Source organism: Catalinimonas alkaloidigena (assembly GCF_029504655.1).
Taxonomy (GTDB): Bacteria; Bacteroidota; Bacteroidia; order Cytophagales; family Cyclobacteriaceae; genus Catalinimonas; species Catalinimonas alkaloidigena.
Map to the genome: position 1 here is coordinate 3,949,789 of NZ_JAQFIL010000001.1, position 18,201 is coordinate 3,967,989.

Below are 18,201 nucleotides of genomic sequence, written 5' to 3' on the forward strand. Positions count from 1 at the left end.
CTGGCCGTTATCGCTTAACAATAATACTATGAAACGTCTGTTAAAGCTTTCAGGAATTACTTTTATTGGTACTCCCTTCGCTTGCCTGCTTTAGTTCTTTCAGACTTTTCTCCATGCCCGCACTTAGGTTTTTCTGAAATGATTTTTTCATCAAAGATGGAAAAAAGCCTTCCAGGCTTTCCTCCACAGTGACGATAGTGTTATCTTTTTTTTCAGATAATGTCCAGTTGTGAATGGCAAAAGCGCCCATGATTTTACCTGTCCTCCCAAATGCCTGCTGAGGCTCAACTGTATGCAATTGTGAATGAAAGCTGAGGCCTCCGGCTTTCCAGACAAACTCCCTTCCTTCAGCTACTTCTCCTTTTCCTTTTAGCTTGGCTGATTTGACATTTTCCTGCCATTCCGGCCAACGCTTGATGTCAGTGAGCACTTTCCAAACTGATTCTACCGGAGCTTTGATTTCAATCTCTTTTCGCTCAATGACTGGTGCCTTCGGGTTGACTTCTCTTTTCATAAAGCCAGTAAACTCAGTTAATGATAAGCCAAAAAAGGTGGTTGATAAATCCAATGTCTAGCCTAGGGAATCCATTTGATATCTTTGAAGTTAGGCTTTCTTTTCTCCAGAAAAGCGTTCCTCCCCTCTTTGGCTTCGTCTGTCATATAAGCCAGGCGGGTAGCCTCTCCGGCAAATACCTGCTGCCCTACCATGCCATCATCGGTGAGGTTGAAGGCAAACTTGAGCATCTTGATAGAGGTAGGTGACTTTTCCAGAATTTCCTGTGCCCACTGGTAAGCCGTATCTTCCAGTTCGTCATGAGGAACCACAGCATTGACCATTCCCATATCGTAGGCTTCCTGCGCTGAATAGTTTCTCCCCAGAAAAAAGATCTCTCGAGCACGCTTTTGCCCTACCATCTTCGCCAGGTAAGCTGAGCCATATCCACCGTCAAAACTGGTCACATCGGCATCGGTCTGCTTAAAGATCGCATGCTCCTTACTGGCCAGCGTAAGATCACAAACAACATGCAGGCTATGCCCTCCTCCTACCGCCCATCCAGGCACTACAGCAATCACTACTTTGGGCATGAAGCGAATCAGCCGCTGTACTTCCAGAATATTGAGGCGGGGCATCCCTTCATCATCCACATAGCCCTGATGGCCACGCGCATTCTGATCCCCGCCACTACAGAAAGAATATACACCATCTTTGGTAGAAGGCCCTTCGGCTGAAAACAAAACTACGCCGATAGCTGTGTCTTCACGGGCATCTAAAAAGGCTTCAAACAGCTCAGCAACCGTTTTAGGGCGAAAGGCATTGCGAACATTAGGACGGTTAAAAGCGATGCGGGCCACCCCATCCGCTTTACGGTAGGTGATATCTTCGTACTCCTTGACAGTTTTCCACTTATCTTGACTCATAACTATTTTTTTGTGGTCAAATTAGAGGTTTTAAATTTTCTCTCAAATTAAGAATTAAAAATTCATCTCTTTGCAGGACTAATGCGATAGAAACAACTGCATAAAGACCAGGTCCAGCCAGCGGTTAAATTTATAGCCTACTTCTCTGAACCTTCCTACTTCCACAAAACCAAATTTCTGATGAAAAGCAAGGCTAGCCTGGTTATCAGCACTTATGCCTGCTATGATGGTATGAAAACGCTGCTTTTCTGCCAGTTCAATCAGTTTGTGCATCAATTGTTTGCCTACCCCCTTAGCTCTCATATCTTCAGTCACATAAATGCTATGTTCGACACTGTACTGATAAGCTGCCCAGGAACGAAAGATGCCATAACTTCCAAATCCCACAACCTCACCTTCCTGTTCGGCCACGATGACCGGCATCTGAGAATCCTGCTTCTTTTGAAACCATAACTGTTGTTCTTTCAGCGTGTGCGGATCATAGTCATACACCGCTGTGGTATGAAGAATGGCCTGGTTAACGATTTTCAGAATTGAGGGCAAATCTGTGGGGTGGGCATTTCTGATGATAGTTTCCATAGCAGTTAAGTTTACGCAAACCTCACAAGGCTTGTAAGGTAGCAAATATACCCTGATAGCTCATATAACTCATGATGACAGCAAAAATCAATATGGCTATCAGTACGATATTCAGCGCAGTAGAAAATACATGGTCCTTCATGAGCGAAGCTTTATTTCCTAGAATAATGATACAGGCTACGGTGACCGGTAGCACCAGCGCTCCGAATGCCTGAGAGGTGATCATGACTGCAATGGGAGGAGCATCAAATACCGGCACAATTAAACCTAGCAAAGAAATAAGCAGTACAATGCCCCTGTAATTCGCCCTTTTCATGTCAGGCTTTCTTTGATAATAGTCATCCAAAAGCCAGGGTAATAATGCTGTATTTGGAAATTGAGATGAAACGCCGGCAGCGATGATTCCCAGCGTAAATACAGCCACCGCAAAGCTACCGGCTGTGGGTTCAAGTATTTTGATCATCTCAGATACATTGAGCAGGGGCAATGCCTGAGCGTGTAATGTTCCTGCCGCTGCAGCCATGATCGCGGCACTTACTACAAACATCATAAAGCCAGAGAAGAGCGCATCTTTTCGTTGCGTTTTTAATTCAGCCATCGTCCAGCCCGCCTCCTTAACCAGTGTAGTTCTCAAAATGAACAAACCAGAAAAGACCGTAGTGCCTACCATAGACGCAATGACCAGAAAAGCACTTTCGTCTGGGCCTGTGTCTGGGATTTTGGGAATCATTCCACTTGCTATTTCTACCAGCGGAGGTCTCAGCAGAAAGAAGTTCATCAAAAAACTGATAGCCATAATGGCTACAATAAAAGCCAGCACCTTTTCAAATAAACCAGTCTTTCCCAGAAGAAAAATAAAATATACCAAGCCTATGAAAAATAAAGCAAAATACACGGGAGCTATACCTCCTGGAACATACATTTTGGACCACTCAAAACATACATTGGAGACTATGCCCATTACGCCAATTACACTACCGGACACATGAGCTGTAAGGGTAAGAATAAAGAAAATACCTACCATCGGATGGATATGTTTCTTAAAAGCGGCCAGGGCTGTCTCTCCACTCACCAAAGTAAATTTGCCATACAAATGGATGAGGAGGAAGGTAATGAGGCAGGACAGGAATACTGTCCATAGCAGGGTCATCCCATAATCTGCCCCTGCTTTCGCCATTGAAGTCACACTTCCGGTACCTATGGTATAACCAAATAAAAAAATGCCTGGTAAAAGTGATTTTACAATTCTTTTGAGTTGAGACATGCTTGAGGTTTTAGGTTGCGTTAAAGTAATATTGATTTTAGGGTAATCATTTAAGTAATTGTAAAAGCTGCTCAGTTGTTAGCACACGTGCGAACTCCCCTTCCAGGCTGGCCAGTTCAGTCGCATGCATGATTTCCGCTGAATATTTCTTTCCATCCATCCCTAACCTGTCAAAGGTAGCGGTAGCATCAGAAACCAGATAAGTTTCGTAGCCGAGATTACCTGCCATGCGGGTAGTAGTAGAAACACAGTGGTTGGTAGTAAGCCCGGTAATGACCAGCTTTTTTATGCTTAATTTATCCAGTCGCGGCTGCAGCTCTGTTCCGATAAAAGCACTGTTTACACTCTTTTCAATTACCGTTTCACTTTCCAGCGGTCTGACAATGTCTTTGATCTCATTACCAGGCTTTCCTTTCGCCAGTCTGGATTCAGGATTGGTAGAATTGTGCCTGACATGAAAAACTGGCAGTGCATGTTCACGCCAGAACTGCAGTAGCCTCGCGGCATTTTTTTCTGCTTCAGGATTGTTCCTGTGCCCTCCCCAGTATGCGATGTCATCCATACCTTTTTGGATGTCAATCAGCAGCAGGGCGGGCTGACCTTTTGGTGTCATAGGCTAAAGGCTAAATGTATGTATCAATTGTTTAAAGGAAGAAGCAAAATAATTTATGTTCACTTAAGTTTTGTAAAGGAGCCAATAAATTATCTTTTTTAGGGAGATGTATTGCTTCAGATTGATTTAATGATCAGACCAGACTGTTGAAGCGAGTTGACTTCATCAGTTGTTTGTCACCATATTAAATTGTGCCCTGCAATTCATTTTATGGGGATACGTTCGTGACAAAATCATCTTACGACCAGGTAAGGCTTAGCGTTCTATGAGTGTAAAGATGTAAAATCCCTCCTTACTTTCCTCATGTTTACTCAATCCTCAATGGCCGCAATGCCCAATGGCTTAAGTTTATTTCAACTTCCACAATTGAATTGAAGCTCACAGATACTCGTCAAGTTTGAAACTTGACTTGATCTAAAAGCTTCAGTAACATACTGAAGCTAGAGTGGGTATCTACAGTCTTAAAGATATCATAATTAGATCAATATCTCCTTTCCCATCTGTCATTCTGGAAGAAACTTTTCCGTAGTGAAGGTTTAACTATAATGTTTATGCTAAATTAAACTTAAGAAGATATAGAGACAGGCTCAATCTATATTTTTTTATGTCGGAGCACGTAGACTACTGGAACATTCCAGCCACATAGAGATTCTTATTTGTAGGGCACTGTTATATTTTTTGAATTAATTCTATTGTTCTATTAACATAGTTTCTCAACTCTTCGCTATTCATTGGAATTTCAAGATAGTTAGGATTTGAATGATGGCAAGATTTTGAATAACCATTAATATCAGATAAATCATCCAAAAATATTTTCAGCTTATTTAATGGATCATTTTCTTTTGAATCACGGATAGCTTTTAACATATCTCCAAGCCAATCGTCAGATTTAAAGATTGAAAAATATTTAAGTCTAAACATACCTTCAATACTTGGTCTGATACAGCGAGCTACTTCTCTTTGGTCAAATTCTGAGGTTTCGCCAAATTCCAAGAAATTGTACATGACAGTCAAGTCTTTATATATTCCTGTCATCGGTTCCAATTCAATATTATGAGGTATTATGGCGCTTGTTGAATTTTTAAAGACAATCTTTAAGCTTAGGCAATTTTCAGATCTTGTTATAAAATCCTTTACAAAATTTATATCATGCTTGCCACGCTTTGGAGTAAAAAAAATAAAAGTCTTTGATGCCCAGGGCAGCTTGGTGAAGCTTCCAGTCCGGGAATTCCTGTCCGGAAAACTGGTTTGAAAGTTAAGACACGCGTTACGCTGCACTAAACGTGCGCCAGATTAAGAAGGATTGAAATATTGTACTGTAAAGCTGGGCACACCTTAGTAATCGTGTGCCCAATGTCATTACGTTAAGGAAATTTACTAGCTTCAGTCGCAGACTACGCGTCCCGGACTGGCGAGTCCCGGACTGGCGAGTCCCGGACTGAAGCGAGCTTCGGAGCTTTGTACGCGTTAGAAAACGCGCGCCAGTTTCCAGTTTTCATTAGACAGGAATACACATATACGCTTTGTTACATTTATGCCAATTGTATGGGTATTTATACAAACGATATTCCGTGCTCACCACATATTTTGGCTACCTTTTCAAAATCGGGCGGGCCGGGAGGTAGTTCAGATAAAGCCTTGAACATCTTTTCTATGCCTGCGGGAAAAGCACTGGTAATCATTTTCGCCTTCTTAGTCCCTACTACTTTCCAGGAATGTACTACATTTTTGGGAGCAAAGGCAATGTCGCCTTCATTCAATACAGTGGCTTTGCCATTGACCATGATCTCAACTTTCCCTCTGATTACCCTGAATATTTCATCTTCCTGAGTATGTACATGGGGAGGAATTCCTACGCCCGGCTCAACATCATCTACCCATTCCACAATCTGATTATCGGTTTCACTGCCCAATAGTTTGTGGGTCTGTATGTCACCTAAGACATTCAATACTTTTCCTTTCCCATCTTTGATGATCTTTGGTTCTGCATGAGATAAGGCTTCTTCTTTGGGCAACAAACTTTTGCCAATAACGGCTTGTGAAGTTAAAGCAATCCCAAGCCCTATTCCTGAGGTTTTGATAAATTCTTTTCTGTCCATATTACTTATTTTAATATTCATCCGAAAGATATGGACAGCAGGCGCTAAAAAAGTTGCGAATAATACGGTAATACCTTAGAATTTTGTACTGCTTATTCTTTTCTAAGCTGAGTAGGTGTACTTCCGCTTTGCTTTTTAACGAAAAAACTGAAATACTCCGGTGAAGAAAAGCCTAAATCATAGCTTATTTCTTTGATGGTCTTATCAGTAAATTTGAGTTGGTGCCGGGCAATCATGCTCAATTGTTCATCTATAAGATTTTTAGCATTTGTACCCAGAACTTCTTTCACACACTCATTCAGATATTTATCAGAAATATTAAGCAGTTTAGCATAATCACCCACTTCATGGTATTGCGCAAACCGCTGGTCCACTACTTTTTTAAACTTATATACCAGGCTTGATTTAGCGTTATTACAATGAATTACGGATTTGATATTGCATTTACCATCACAGTAGACAAAAAAGGTATTCAGAAGCGAAAGGATGGCTTCTTCTTTATGTTTGAGGTTGGTACTTACAAGTTCATCAAGCATTTCAAGAATCGCCTGAACCCGTTTTTCAATACCGGGCGTAAGGTTTATCTTAGGGATTTCGCCCGCACTAAAAAGCCGCACTTCACTAATATGAAGGTTCTTGAAAACAGGATTATTCAGAATGGCGTGAGGAAGATAGAGTATGTAGCCGGATGAAGTGCCTGCCACTTTTTTAATGATCTTCCAATCAAATCCGGGGTTCAAAAAGAAAACAGCGTTAGCTACATTTTCATACAAAATTTGATCAATCTCTATTCCCTGAATTTCATGCTTTATCCAGCAAACAGCATAAAAATCATCCTGAGGGTTAGAAGTTATCTTTTCAGTGATCAGCGATATTTTGATGTCATTAGCGTTCATATTCATTATGCTACCAGCCGGCTCAGTATTTCCATATCTTTTTTCGGCTTATGGTAAAGCTTAATTTAGTTGTACGTACACATACAATGATATGGCCAATTTTTCATTTATTCAATTTCTCAAGGGCACATCAGAGTTGGGGCTGTCCTCCTGACTGAAAATATCAGCATCAGTAAGAAAAGTCCAATCGCTCAAACAATATGTAAGTTAGATTTTCGCCCATGATACCGTCCCGGCGGACTTATACACCCTTACATCACACCCGATTACAGCTTATCTAACACTCTACTCAAGCCTTCTGCTTACTCACGATAGTCGGCGCCGGTCAGGCTCTCAAGTACTGACTCCTGCCATGCAAGCAATTGCTGTTCTAGCTTTTCCGCGATCTCCGGCTTACTGCTGATCAGGTTATGCTGCTCTTCCGGATCATTATCCATATCAAACAGCTCTTTGCCGCTTCCCTCCTCTCCATCAATCACCAGTTTATAGCGATTATCCAGTATAGCCCGTTCTCCGGCATAATTGTCCTCGCCAATATCAGAATAATGAAAATTCTGAAATGAACGGGTGTATTGTCCGGCCATGATCTTGACCAGGGGGGTAGTTCCCTGCTGTAGTTCAGGGTCAATATAAGGCTCAGGATCAGCGGCAAGAATGGGGCCGGGTTCAAAATCCCAAAAGCAGATGGGCGCCGGACGTTCTTCCATCTCTCCCCTGATCAGGGGCATAAGATTGATACCATCCATAGGACGTTCAGGCAGTGGCTGTCCACTTAGTGCAGCCAGCGTAGGCAGCATATCACTGGTAACAGCATTTACCGAGCTGCTTCTTGCTTCCGGAATGGCCTGCGGCCACTCAATAATTCCGGGTACCCTTATGCCTCCTTCATACATCATGGCTTTCTGCCCTCGTAAAGAAGCGTTGAACTTCCCGCTGGAAGGAACGCCATTGTCTCCACAGTACCAAAGCAGTGTGTTTTTTTGCAAACCCTGCGCTGACAAATGCTCACGTAATTTTCCTATGGCCCTGTCCATGGCGGTAATCTCGGCATAGCGCTCCTGCAATACCGAATCAAGGGGCCGCTGCACAGGCTTGCCCGTTTCCATAGAAGTGAGCGTGACGTACTGTTCTGAAAGACTATCCGGTAAATTCTGATACAAGGCAAGGTCTTCTTCCAGTCCACTGTATGGTTCATGGGGAGAGCCAAACCAGACTACCGCAAAGAAGGGCTTATCCTGCTGCTGTGCCTCTTCTATAAAGCGTATGGTCTCGTCAATCAGAATTTCCGAACTTTCTCCCTCTATTTTGACCGGTGCTGCTCCATCTCTGGAAAGTACGGGATCAATTTCAAAGAAATTATCATGCGAAAGCCAGCTGTCAAAACCCATAGCTCCGGGATTGGTGGGAGAAGCTGCTTTTACCGGCCCTAAGTGCCACTTTCCGAAATGCCCGCTGCTGTAACCGGCATCTCGCAGAACCTGGGCGATAGAGACTTCCTCGGGACGTATTGACCAGTTAGGGGTGAAGGTACCGTAGCGGTTGGGATGGCGTCCGGTAATGACACTACCCCGGGTGGGTGAGCAGACCGGAGAGGCCGAGTAAAAACGGTCCAGCCGGAGCCCGGAGGCAGCCATTTCGTCCAGCACCGGGGTTTGTAGATAAGCATGGCCGTTGTAGGCGGTTTCTTCCCAGCCATGATCATCCCCCATCAGTAAAATGATGTTAGTTGGTTGTTCAACAGTAGTATCTTCCGATTCTACACAGCTTATCAGGATGGTACAGATTGAAAGTAATAATAAGTTGTAAAAAGATAGTGTGTTCATAGTTGAGAGATCAATTGTAAAACTGAAAAGGTAATATCTTACAATATTTTCTCAAAACATAAACTATTCTCCATCTTGACATATTGGCCATAATTTGGAATTATACTATAACCATTCTTTTCATATAGCCTGATAGCTTCAGACTGTCTTTTTCCTGTTTCCAGCACACACTTGACATAGGCCAGTTCTTTAGCCCAGCTTTCCAGTTCACCAAGTATACGACTTGCCATGCCTTTTCCTCTAGCTTGTGGCAGCGTATACATACGCTTTACTTCCATCGCTTCCGGGCTAAATTCTTTTATGGCACCACAAGCCACAGCATTATCATGCTCGTAGGCGATAATAACATATTTGATCTTGTCTAAGGTATTGTATTGAGCGTAGAATGCATGTTCTTCTCCATCTCTCTGAGCCAGTTCAACATCCAGCTGTTGTACGAGTATCTCAAAATCATGATGAGAGGCATCAGTACGCATCAGGCTTAACATATATAAATCATATAAGTCCTAGACATGACTAAAGATAAGCCTTTGACCTGAAATAAAGAACGGCTGAAAAGCTCAGGGGTATGAAAACTATGTCTGCTCACTGTCGACTGCTTCTGCAAATTCTTCCATGACCTGCTGTACCCATGCTTCTACCCGCTCTACGGTTAACTCGGGCTGATTGTCTTCGTCTATCGCCACCCCAGGCACCAACCTTCCTGAAACTCTGCTTTGGAAGCTTCAAAATCATAACCTTCGGTAGGCCATACGCCTACGATTTGTCTTCCGTTTTCAAAGTTCATAAGTAAGTGCCCTACAAGCTATTGTCAAATTGCTAATGCTAGTGTTTATGATTTACTAGTTCTAGTTAGTGTATCTTGTGAACGTTCTAGCTTATGTATTTTGAATTAAGAGTGCTTCTTTTTCCAATGCCAGAAAATGAGCAAGCTGATTCTGGTTATCAAATACAGGATGGATCTCTACATGGCAAAGATACTCTTCACCATTTTTACGATAATTAACTATATCGGCAGCACAGAATTTTTTCTGAACCAGTTTTTGTCTGATCAGCGCCTTGGTTTCGGGTGAAGTATTTTTCCCCTGCAGAAAAACCGGTCTTCTCCCCAGCGCAAAACTAGCCGGATACCCGGTCATCTGGGTAAATCCATCATTGACCCAACAAATAGTTTGTTGTGAATCAGTAACTACCAGGGCTTCGTATGAACTGGATAAGATTGCCTCTAATTCAATCTGCCAATGGTATTGCTTATGTAATTTTTCCAGTGAACGCAGGTCATTGTTTTTTTTTGCTTCATTTTTTCTCTCCAGTAAAAACATGGAATAGACATCCCAGCATAATATGGGAGACAATACCTTTTCGGGTATATTTTTACTTACACTCATTAATAATAATTTTCTATAAACTGATTAGCCACCAATGGATCAAAGATATCTATTATTTAATAAATACAACAAGGCAGATTTGTTCAATATACTGTACTGATTTTTTAAAAATAATACATTTTTTAATAAAAAAAGTGCAGGTATGCGTGGTAGCGAATGCACTTAGTCATTTTACACCTGCACTTTGCAGATAAACAAAAGCTTAGCTGAAAGCTCTTTTAATTAAACAGGATTTATGGTTTACACAAATATTAATGTATTCGCCAGGTCTATTTCCTGTTGGCTGATAACATGTCCTCGGTCTTTATAGATCTTGACAGTGACATCAGCATGCATGTCTCTGATTATTTCTGCTGACGCATGTACTCTATCAACTGGAATATGAGGATCAGGATCACTACTGCCAATAAAAACAGGCGTTTGCTCAAAGTCACCATGATATTTTTCTGCATTGAGCTTGTCCCCGATGAGTCCGCCGGTGAGGGCTATGACTCCTCCGTATTTTTTGGCGTGTCTGCTACTATATTCCAAACTCAGGCAGGCCCCTTGGGAGAAACCTAAAAAGTAAATATTTTCAGACGCAAAACCCTGATCAATAAGCCCCTGCTCAATCGCTGCCAGCCATTGCAAAGCAGAAGAAAGCCCCGGCTCATTCTGGTCGGTGGGCATCAAAAAAGAGTGAGGATACCAGGTATGTTGGGTTGCCTGCGGTGCCAGTAATGCATATTTGTCTACGTTAAGGTAGGATGACAAGCTAAGAATATCCTCTGCTGACCCTCCCCTACCATGAATCATGATCAATACTTTTTCAGCTTCTTCTACTGGTTTTCCTGCTTTTATAATGTTATTGCCGTGCATAAAAATTTAAGTTTAATTGTAACAAGTTTTGATCTTTAACCATGAGGGATACCCATGCAAGTCTGTATGTGCATGGGTACTCACCTGAGCCTCTTTAAAAGCAAATTTACCTTTAAACCAATTTAGGTAATACTGCCTCTATCTCTGCTCTGCGTGCTTCGTACTGAGGTGGAAGAAGCAAACCTGAACCTAACTGATCAAATGGCTCATCAACTCCAAAACCCGGATTGTCGGTAGCGATTTCAAAGAGTACGCCTCCCGGCTCACGGAAGTAGAGTGAATAAAAATAATTACGGTCAATTTTTTGGGTAATATGCAAACCTTTCTCTACCACCCGTTCCCGAAATTTCATTTGCGTTTCTTCATCTTTTACCCGAAATGCTACGTGATGATTTGTCCCAGCACCACCCAAACCTTTAGGTCCATCAGGGGATGCAATCAAATCAACGATATTTGCCTCTTCAACAGCATCAGTCATATAGCGGTAATGCTGACCCTTCTGTTCCAACAAATGGTAATCAAAGATATCTGTAAGCACCTTAGCGGTTGCCTCTGCGTTGTTTATCGTAAGGGTCACCCCATGAAATCCCCGGATGGCAACTTCAGCGCTTATTTCGTCAGTCACCCAGGCTATACGTTTATCTTCCTGCTTAGGAACCACCAGTTCAAACTGTAAGCCATCAGGATCTTCGAACGCAATATATTGTTCACCAAACTTCTCAGCTGCTGGGCTGTAAGTAACATCATATTCTTCAAAACGCTTTGTCCAGAACTCAAAACTGCCTTCAGGAACTGCGTAAGCAATTTGCGTAGCCATGCCACTTCCATTTCTGCCCTTTCGGCTTCCTGCATAAGGAAAGAAGGTAAGTATAGTCCCCGCATGTCCGATCTCATCTCCATAGTATAGGTGATATGTACCGGGATCGTCAAAATTTACCGTCTTTTTTAGCAATCGCAAACCCAATATTTTTGTATAAAAATTCAGATTGCGTTGAGCTGATTCAGCAATTGCTGTAATATGATGTAAGCCTAAAATTCTGTTTTCCATGATATTCAATTTATATAATATTTTACTGAAGTATTGCTTTAAATTAATTTACTGGCCAACAAAAGTATATACGTATATTGTATATACAATTGTTTCTCTTTGATCATTTTTTTAGCAAATCGGTGCAAGCATGGTACGCTTTTTTCTCTTTTAAAATCCAAGTCGGTCATTGCATTATTCCTTAAGAGGTCTTAAGTTTGAGTTAATTTATAATTAGTTTAAATAAAATTAAAATATTATATCAGTTTGATGGTACTACCATTCGCGGCTGTTTAAATTTTTGACTGTTTTTTGCTCTAAGTAGATGGAACCAACAAAAGTATTTGTAGCTGATCATCAGGAACTTGCGGTTGCAGGAATAAAACAGCTACTTTCAAGAGAAAAGCAGTTTGAAATTATTGGTCAAACCAGCAGTAAAAGAATGCTGGAAAAATCGCTTCAACTGTATACGCCTGATATTCTGGTGCTAGACTATGCTAACCTAAGAGATTTCAACCTAAACGATTGCCTGAATCTTTCCGCTGCTTATCCATATCTTAAGGTTTTTATCATTACTGCTGATCAACATCAGAAACGTATTATGCAGGTGCTGGAATCAGGGGTGCTGGCCTTTCTTACAAAAGATTGTAGCGCGCATGAAATCCTAAATGCTTTTCATTCCATTGTCAAAGGGCAAAAATTTTTCTGCAATAAAGTGCTGGATGTGTTGATGAACCATAAAGTGTATAAATCAAATGCGGACGAATCTTCTGATAAGCTTAGTGAAAGAGAAGAGCAGATTATCCGATTCATTGCCAAAGGCATGGGTACCCAACAAATCGCTGCTGAGCTTAACCTGAGCCCACATACAATCAATGCTCACCGAAAAAATATTCTCAAAAAACTGGATGCAACCTCACCGGTTGAGATGATAGTAAAAGCCATGAGCATGAAAATTATCACCATAGATTAGCGTAACCAGCTAATTTTATGATATTAACAAATATCTCACTTTTCTGCCTCTAATTTTTGCCCGATTTCTTCAAGGCAGTTTCGGCATAAGCAAGCACTATAATGCTCAAATATATACTCCTTTGCGCTATCAGTAAGTCTTAAGCCAAAACACTGGCACTCACCTATATTTCCGGGTTTACATTCAAAGGCTTCCATGCATCGGTGACAATATTTAGTTTCGTGCAAAGACATGATAGAAAAAGGGTAGGCAATCAACGATACCTACCCCAATATATTATAAAGCAGTGTCACTTACAAGTTCGCGCATACCTGTAGCTGCTTCTACCATTCTTTTTAAAGCCTCCCTGGTTTCTTGCCAGCCTCTGGTTTTCAGACCACAGTCAGGATTCACCCAAAGCTGCTCCGCAGGCAAGACTGAAGTGGCTTTTCTGAGCAGAGTGATCATTTCTTCGCTAGTCGGAATGCGGGGAGAGTGAATATCATATACCCCCGGACCTATCTCATTTGGATACTGAAAATCCGCGAACGCATCCAGCAGTTCCATCTGAGAACGAGAAGTTTCAATACTGATCACATCTGCATCCATAGCCGCTATATGTCGGATAATGTCATTAAACTCAGAATAACACATATGGGTATGGATCTGAGTTTTATCTTGTACCCCGGATGCCGAAACCCTGAAAGCCGATACTGCCCAGTCCAGATAATGTTCCCAATGCTTCCTCAGTAAAGGCAAGCCCTCACGAAGCGCAGGCTCATCAATCTGAATAACTTTAATGCCATGATTCTCCAGATCTGACACTTCATCTCGGATAGCGTAGGCAATTTGCCTACAAGTTTCGGCACGGGGCTGGTCATTGCGTACAAAAGACCATTGCAAAATGGTGACCGGACCGGTAAGCATTCCCTTGACGAGTTTATCCGTTAAGCTCTGAGCAAAAGTCGCCCACTTTACTGTCATGGCTTCAGGTCTTGAAACATCACCAAAGATGATAGGAGGCTTGACACAGCGGCTGCCATAACTTTGTACCCAACCATAACGGGTAAAAACAAAGCCCTCAAGCTGCTCACCAAAATACTCCACCATATCATTACGCTCAAATTCACCATGTACTAATACATCCAGACCTACCTCTTCCTGCCAGCGGATTGCTTTTTCAGTTTCTTCTTCAATCAACTGATTATAGGCATCAGCACTCAGCTCTCCTTTTTTGTGCTGTCGTCTCCATCTTCTTACCTCCTTCGTCTGAGGAAAAGAACCAATGGTGGTGGTTGGGTAAATGTTAAGATTAAGTGCCTCAGCCTGTTTCACCTTACGTACTGCGAAGGGATTTCTACGCTCTGCATCCTCAGTCAGAGCAGCCTTTAGTCTTTCTTTCACTTTTGAGTTGTGAATAAGTTCGGAAACCTTACGACTTTCTACTGCCTTTTGGTTTGCTCTAAGCTTAGCTTCAACTTCCTCTGTCCCTACTTTAGTAGCAAGTTGCTTTAGCGTTACTACTTCATCAATCTTTTGACGGGCGAAAGCCAGCCATTGTCTAACTTCTGTCAAGTCAGCGCTCTGATCTTTCTCCAGTGCAAGATCATAAGGCACATGCAGTAGTGAACATGAAGGAGCGATAAATACACGCCCATCTCCCAGTTTTTGTACTGCCTGGTTGATAAGCCCTAAAGATTGCTCATAATCATTCCTCCAGATATTTCTGCCATCTACCACTCCAAGTGAAAGGGTGGTTTTCTCAGGGAGATTTTCCATTACTTCTTCCAACTGTTGTGTCCTGCGCACCAGATCCAGGTGCAGGGCACATACTGGCAAATTGACAGCTGTTTTCAGATTATGTTGAATGCCTTCAAAATATGTAGCCAACAAAATCTTTAGTTCGGGAAAGGTATCACGGATCACTTTATAGGCATATTCAAAAGCACGATTATCTTTATCCTGCAAGTCCATGCCCAGTAAAGGTTCGTCCAGTTGAACCCAATTTGCTCCCTCTTGCTGCAGTGCTTTCAAAATTTCCAGGTAGACAGGAAGCAGTGAAGAGAGAAGCTCCAGTTTATCAAAAGAAGCACCTTTTTCTTTCCCTAACAATAAATAGGAAACCGGCCCTATGAGTACCGGCTTAGCAGGTATGCCCATGGCTTTAGCCTCCTTATATTCTTCTACAACTTTGTTTGAAGTCTTCGTAAAAGTTTGGTTTTCATAAAACTCAGGTACGATGTAATGGTAATTGGTGTCAAACCATTTGGTCATTTCCATAGCCACCACATCAAGGCCGTCTTTCTGATAGCCTCTGGCCATCGCAAAATACAGATCTGTAGGTGATATACCCTGTTTAAGAAGAGCTTGAAAACGTTTGGGTATAGCTCCTACCATCAGCGACATATCCAGCACCTGATCGTAGAGTGAAAAATCATTGACCGGGATTAAGTCAATACCACTCTCTTTTTGCAGCTTCCAGTTTTCAGAACGGATTTGACGGGCTGTATCCAGCAAGTCAGCCTGAGAAATTTTGCCTGACCAATAGTTTTCGCAGGCTTTTTTTAGTTCGCGATGGGCACCAATTCGCGGATAACCCAGATTGTGCGTTTGCATTTTCTTTAATTATAGTAAAACAATGAGAAAATGTCTTTGCATTACTTCGGTACCTTTGCGAACATCTCGGTGTAGTGAAGTATTGATACAATAAACCTACAAACAGTTTTATCACTATGCTTAAAAGACATAATTATACTGTTAACTGTATATGATTAAGGTATCAAACTGACTAAAACCTCAGAGCGCGAAGGCATTGTCATCACATAACGGGCAGGTCTCCTGGCTTGTAACGTTTTTACCATCCTTCCCGCTTTTGGCAGTGGATAACAAGGGTAAAAACAGTAGCGTTACTTACAGTTGCGCGACAGCTCGTGATTTTCACACGATTCCCTATTAGTTCACCTTCGGCAAAACCCGCTATGCTTGATAAAATGAAGCTATCAAAGAACGTTCAATTCAAAACTATAGTAATTCGCTGAGAGAAAAAAATATATTTGTGGGCGTAAAAAACAAAGCTCACTTGTTTTAATTTTATAGCCTGTCATTAAACTTAATATGAAACATTAATAAGGAATAATACTTAATCCTTTATTAATTAGTTTCCATGAAGAAGACAAATTTTCACTTTCAAAGTAGAATCATTTCATAAAAGAACTTTTCTCAGTACACTACCCTATCTTCATAAAATACATTGCCTTTTACAGAAATAATACCTTTTTCGTGTTTCACACCATTTTTAAAAATAATGATGCTAAGCGAAAAATTAGCGCAAAGAGTTAAATTATGCTCAAGCGCCGGAACCCTGTCTTTTAAACAGTAAAAATTGTTAAGGTCAACATCTTTAAACAGTAAAATTCGTATAAATAAGAAATAAATAATAACCTCATTGCCTGAGCCAAGGGTTCCCTGCCCCATTCTGACAACGCTTAAACTTTTTTAATTATGGTAAAATTTAGAAAAAAATGGTGGCTGGAAAAAATCAATAAGATTTCTAGCATAGCTAATACAAAAAAGGAGAGCCTTTATAAAAAAAACAACAATTTTAGTGCGTCAAAATCCCGGTTTGATGAGTTGGCAATGTGGAAAAGTATCTTATATAATCAGAGGAAAAAGTTGATTGACCTCTATACCAATACCGGTACTTTACCTATACAAAAAAAGAATCGTGTTCCCGGAAAAAAAACCTTTATTTACAAAACAGAACAAATTCTGGAAGCACATCTGACAGATCCGAACTTTGGAGTTTGCGCCTTCAGTTTTGAAATGAGCATGAGCCGGGTACACCTTTACCGGCTCACGAAGGATTTCACCGGTCAGTCTCCATCAGAATATATTCGTAACTACAGGCTCCATAAGGCCACCCTTCTACTTACACAAGCTAATAAGTCGGTCTCTGAAGTGGCCTATCTTACTGGCTTCAACGACCTTTCGCATTTCAGCAAATGCTTTAAAAAAGTATTTGGCGTTTGCCCATCCGAATACAAAAAAGTGGAAATCATGAGCTATTTATTTGTTTAAGTACGATATGCAACCAAATTACCAGAATATGTAACCTCAGTACTGCCTACCCCATCAATAAATCCATTAACTTGATCACATAAAAAGTTATAAAAATGAGCATGAAACCTAATACAAATCTATGTCTACTGCAGCTAAGCTATAATTGAGCGATAGCGCAGCAAAAGGGTAAAAAAACATTGTTAAGCTGTTAAAAGGCAGCATTAAGATTTCTCAACGGGCTCCAGTAGCCTGATCATTTGCGTTTTAGGAATAGCCCGGGGTTTTACCTCGTGGCTATTTTACTTTTAATGGCAAGCTAAGTATACATCTTGTCAGTGTATAAGACAATAGGTTACCTTTTTACCAGAAATTGACACATAAGTAACAGCCTAATACGTTTCTAGTACCTACCTTAAGTTTAGTATTTCAAGCATCGCACCAATGCCAGTCGGAGCGCTAAGCCTGTGCGAGTATTGCAAAGTCAATTTTCAACCATTAACAAGTTTCTACCATGAAACTAACCGCTATTCTATTACTAAGCTTACTGTGCTATTTCCAATTCCTCATGGCACAGCCTATTGTAAAAATCGGTGGACATGAAGACCCTTTCGCTATGGAAAAAGAGGTCTACTGGTATCTGAATCAGTTGGGTATACAGGAGAACATTCACCTTACGGTTATTTTCACCTCTATCATCCCGAAAGGTTTTGATGGACTTACAGTCAGTAGAAAAATTCTTGGAAATGGATATCAGGTACTCATGGTACGTATCAACAAGGCTTTGGTAGAAAGGCAACAGCAAAAAGTGCTTGCTCATGAAATGATACATGTCAAACAATACGCGAAGGGAGAATTAAAACTTTTAAAATCCAATACAGTGGTATGGCTGGGCAAAAAACATCGTTTGAGTAAGATACACCATAGAGGGCCGTGGGAAAAGGAGGCTTACAGAAACGACCATGTGCTGGCAGTTCAGCAACGGCAGAAGCCTGATATCACCACACTTGCATCATTTAAGAGTAAAGCAGATAGCCTGGTTTATATGCGTGAAGTCCAGCATTAGCGCATGCGCCTGAACAAGCTCCAGAAGAATACATGCTGTCTATTTATCTCAAATTTTTTCCTCTCTAACAACACCATATTTGTAGTGCATTTTCAGTAAGTTACCAAAGTGTTTTTAACAAGCTTGATAAGGTAAGTTGAAAAGTTTTGTTTTATGTTACC

The 18,201-nt window shown here is 41.3% G+C and carries 19 protein-coding genes and 1 riboswitch; of the genes, 3 read left to right on the plus strand and 16 right to left on the minus strand.

Going from position 1 to position 18,201, the window contains the following annotated elements; all coding sequences use genetic code 11:
* Positions 1-49 precede the first annotated feature (49 nt).
* The 13 genes from OKW21_RS16025 to OKW21_RS16085 form a co-directional block, all read right to left on the minus strand.
* Positions 50-514, minus strand: a complete 465-nt coding sequence (locus tag OKW21_RS16025) for an SRPBCC family protein (RefSeq protein WP_277480914.1) — start codon at positions 512-514, stop codon at positions 50-52.
* Positions 515-576: 62 nt separating this feature from the next.
* A complete protein-coding gene (locus tag OKW21_RS16030; protein WP_277480916.1) occupies positions 577-1,419 on the minus strand; it encodes a 1,4-dihydroxy-2-naphthoyl-CoA synthase in 843 nt (280 codons plus the stop codon).
* Between the two features lie 78 nt (positions 1,420-1,497).
* Positions 1,498-1,998 carry a GNAT family N-acetyltransferase gene (locus OKW21_RS16035; RefSeq protein WP_277480918.1) on the minus strand — a complete coding sequence of 167 codons (501 nt, stop codon included), beginning with the start codon at positions 1,996-1,998 and terminating at the stop codon, positions 1,498-1,500.
* Positions 1,999-2,020: 22 nt separating this feature from the next.
* Entirely contained in the window at positions 2,021-3,262 is a 1,242-nt protein-coding gene (locus OKW21_RS16040; RefSeq protein WP_277480923.1) for an Nramp family divalent metal transporter, read from the minus strand.
* Between the two features lie 46 nt (positions 3,263-3,308).
* A complete protein-coding gene (locus tag OKW21_RS16045; RefSeq protein ID WP_277480925.1) occupies positions 3,309-3,875 on the minus strand; it encodes a cysteine hydrolase family protein in 567 nt (188 codons plus the stop codon).
* Between the two features lie 669 nt (positions 3,876-4,544).
* Entirely contained in the window at positions 4,545-4,910 is a 366-nt protein-coding gene (locus OKW21_RS16050; protein WP_277480927.1) for a hypothetical protein, read from the minus strand.
* A 518-nt stretch (positions 4,911-5,428) separates the two neighbouring features.
* On the minus strand, positions 5,429-5,974 hold the full coding sequence (locus OKW21_RS16055; protein WP_277480928.1) for a cupin domain-containing protein: 546 nt from the start codon (positions 5,972-5,974) through the stop codon (positions 5,429-5,431).
* Positions 5,975-6,066: 92 nt separating this feature from the next.
* On the minus strand, positions 6,067-6,876 hold the full coding sequence (locus OKW21_RS16060; RefSeq protein ID WP_277480930.1) for a helix-turn-helix domain-containing protein: 810 nt from the start codon (positions 6,874-6,876) through the stop codon (positions 6,067-6,069).
* 296 nt (positions 6,877-7,172) lie between these two features.
* A complete protein-coding gene (locus OKW21_RS16065; protein ID WP_277480933.1) occupies positions 7,173-8,693 on the minus strand; it encodes a sulfatase family protein in 1,521 nt (506 codons plus the stop codon).
* A 38-nt stretch (positions 8,694-8,731) separates the two neighbouring features.
* Entirely contained in the window at positions 8,732-9,181 is a 450-nt protein-coding gene (locus tag OKW21_RS16070; RefSeq protein ID WP_277480936.1) for a GNAT family N-acetyltransferase, read from the minus strand.
* Between the two features lie 390 nt (positions 9,182-9,571).
* Positions 9,572-10,081 (minus strand): PAS domain-containing protein, encoded by a 510-nt coding sequence (locus OKW21_RS16075; RefSeq protein ID WP_277480938.1) that lies wholly within the window; start codon positions 10,079-10,081, stop codon positions 9,572-9,574.
* Between the two features lie 240 nt (positions 10,082-10,321).
* Positions 10,322-10,939: an alpha/beta hydrolase gene (locus tag OKW21_RS16080; RefSeq protein WP_277480941.1), complete on the minus strand. Its 618-nt coding sequence runs from the start codon at positions 10,937-10,939 to the stop codon at positions 10,322-10,324.
* 112 nt (positions 10,940-11,051) lie between these two features.
* Positions 11,052-11,987, minus strand: coding sequence for a ring-cleaving dioxygenase (locus OKW21_RS16085; protein ID WP_277480943.1), 936 nt, complete (start codon positions 11,985-11,987; stop codon positions 11,052-11,054).
* Between the two features lie 304 nt (positions 11,988-12,291).
* On the opposite strand from OKW21_RS16085, the gene OKW21_RS16090 reads away from it, so the two are divergent.
* On the plus strand, positions 12,292-12,939 hold the full coding sequence (locus tag OKW21_RS16090; protein ID WP_277480947.1) for a LuxR C-terminal-related transcriptional regulator: 648 nt from the start codon (positions 12,292-12,294) through the stop codon (positions 12,937-12,939).
* Between the two features lie 35 nt (positions 12,940-12,974).
* Here the strand turns inward: OKW21_RS16090 and OKW21_RS32740 are convergent, their stop codons facing one another.
* The 3 genes from OKW21_RS32740 to OKW21_RS16100 all read right to left on the minus strand — a co-directional run bounded on the left by OKW21_RS32740 (position 12,975) and on the right by OKW21_RS16100 (position 16,392).
* A complete protein-coding gene (locus OKW21_RS32740; protein WP_420870112.1) occupies positions 12,975-13,172 on the minus strand; it encodes a cysteine-rich CWC family protein in 198 nt (65 codons plus the stop codon).
* Between the two features lie 43 nt (positions 13,173-13,215).
* Positions 13,216-15,534: a 5-methyltetrahydropteroyltriglutamate--homocysteine S-methyltransferase gene (gene metE / locus OKW21_RS16095; RefSeq protein ID WP_277480949.1), complete on the minus strand. Its 2,319-nt coding sequence runs from the start codon at positions 15,532-15,534 to the stop codon at positions 13,216-13,218.
* A gap of 195 nt (positions 15,535-15,729) precedes the next feature.
* A riboswitch (cobalamin riboswitch) is annotated at positions 15,730-15,910 on the minus strand.
* 227 nt (positions 15,911-16,137) lie between these two features.
* Positions 16,138-16,392, minus strand: a complete 255-nt coding sequence (locus OKW21_RS16100) for a hypothetical protein (protein WP_277480951.1) — start codon at positions 16,390-16,392, stop codon at positions 16,138-16,140.
* A 27-nt stretch (positions 16,393-16,419) separates the two neighbouring features.
* Here OKW21_RS16100 and OKW21_RS16105 point away from each other — a divergent pair, with 27 nt between their 5' ends.
* Both OKW21_RS16105 and OKW21_RS16110 read left to right on the plus strand, forming a co-directional pair.
* The gene (locus tag OKW21_RS16105; RefSeq protein ID WP_277480952.1) at positions 16,420-16,995 is read left to right on the plus strand and encodes a helix-turn-helix domain-containing protein; all 576 of its coding nucleotides are present in this window, start codon (positions 16,420-16,422) and stop codon (positions 16,993-16,995) included.
* A gap of 547 nt (positions 16,996-17,542) precedes the next feature.
* The gene (locus OKW21_RS16110) at positions 17,543-18,040 is read left to right on the plus strand and encodes a hypothetical protein (RefSeq protein WP_277480954.1); all 498 of its coding nucleotides are present in this window, start codon (positions 17,543-17,545) and stop codon (positions 18,038-18,040) included.
* Positions 18,041-18,201 lie beyond the last annotated feature (161 nt).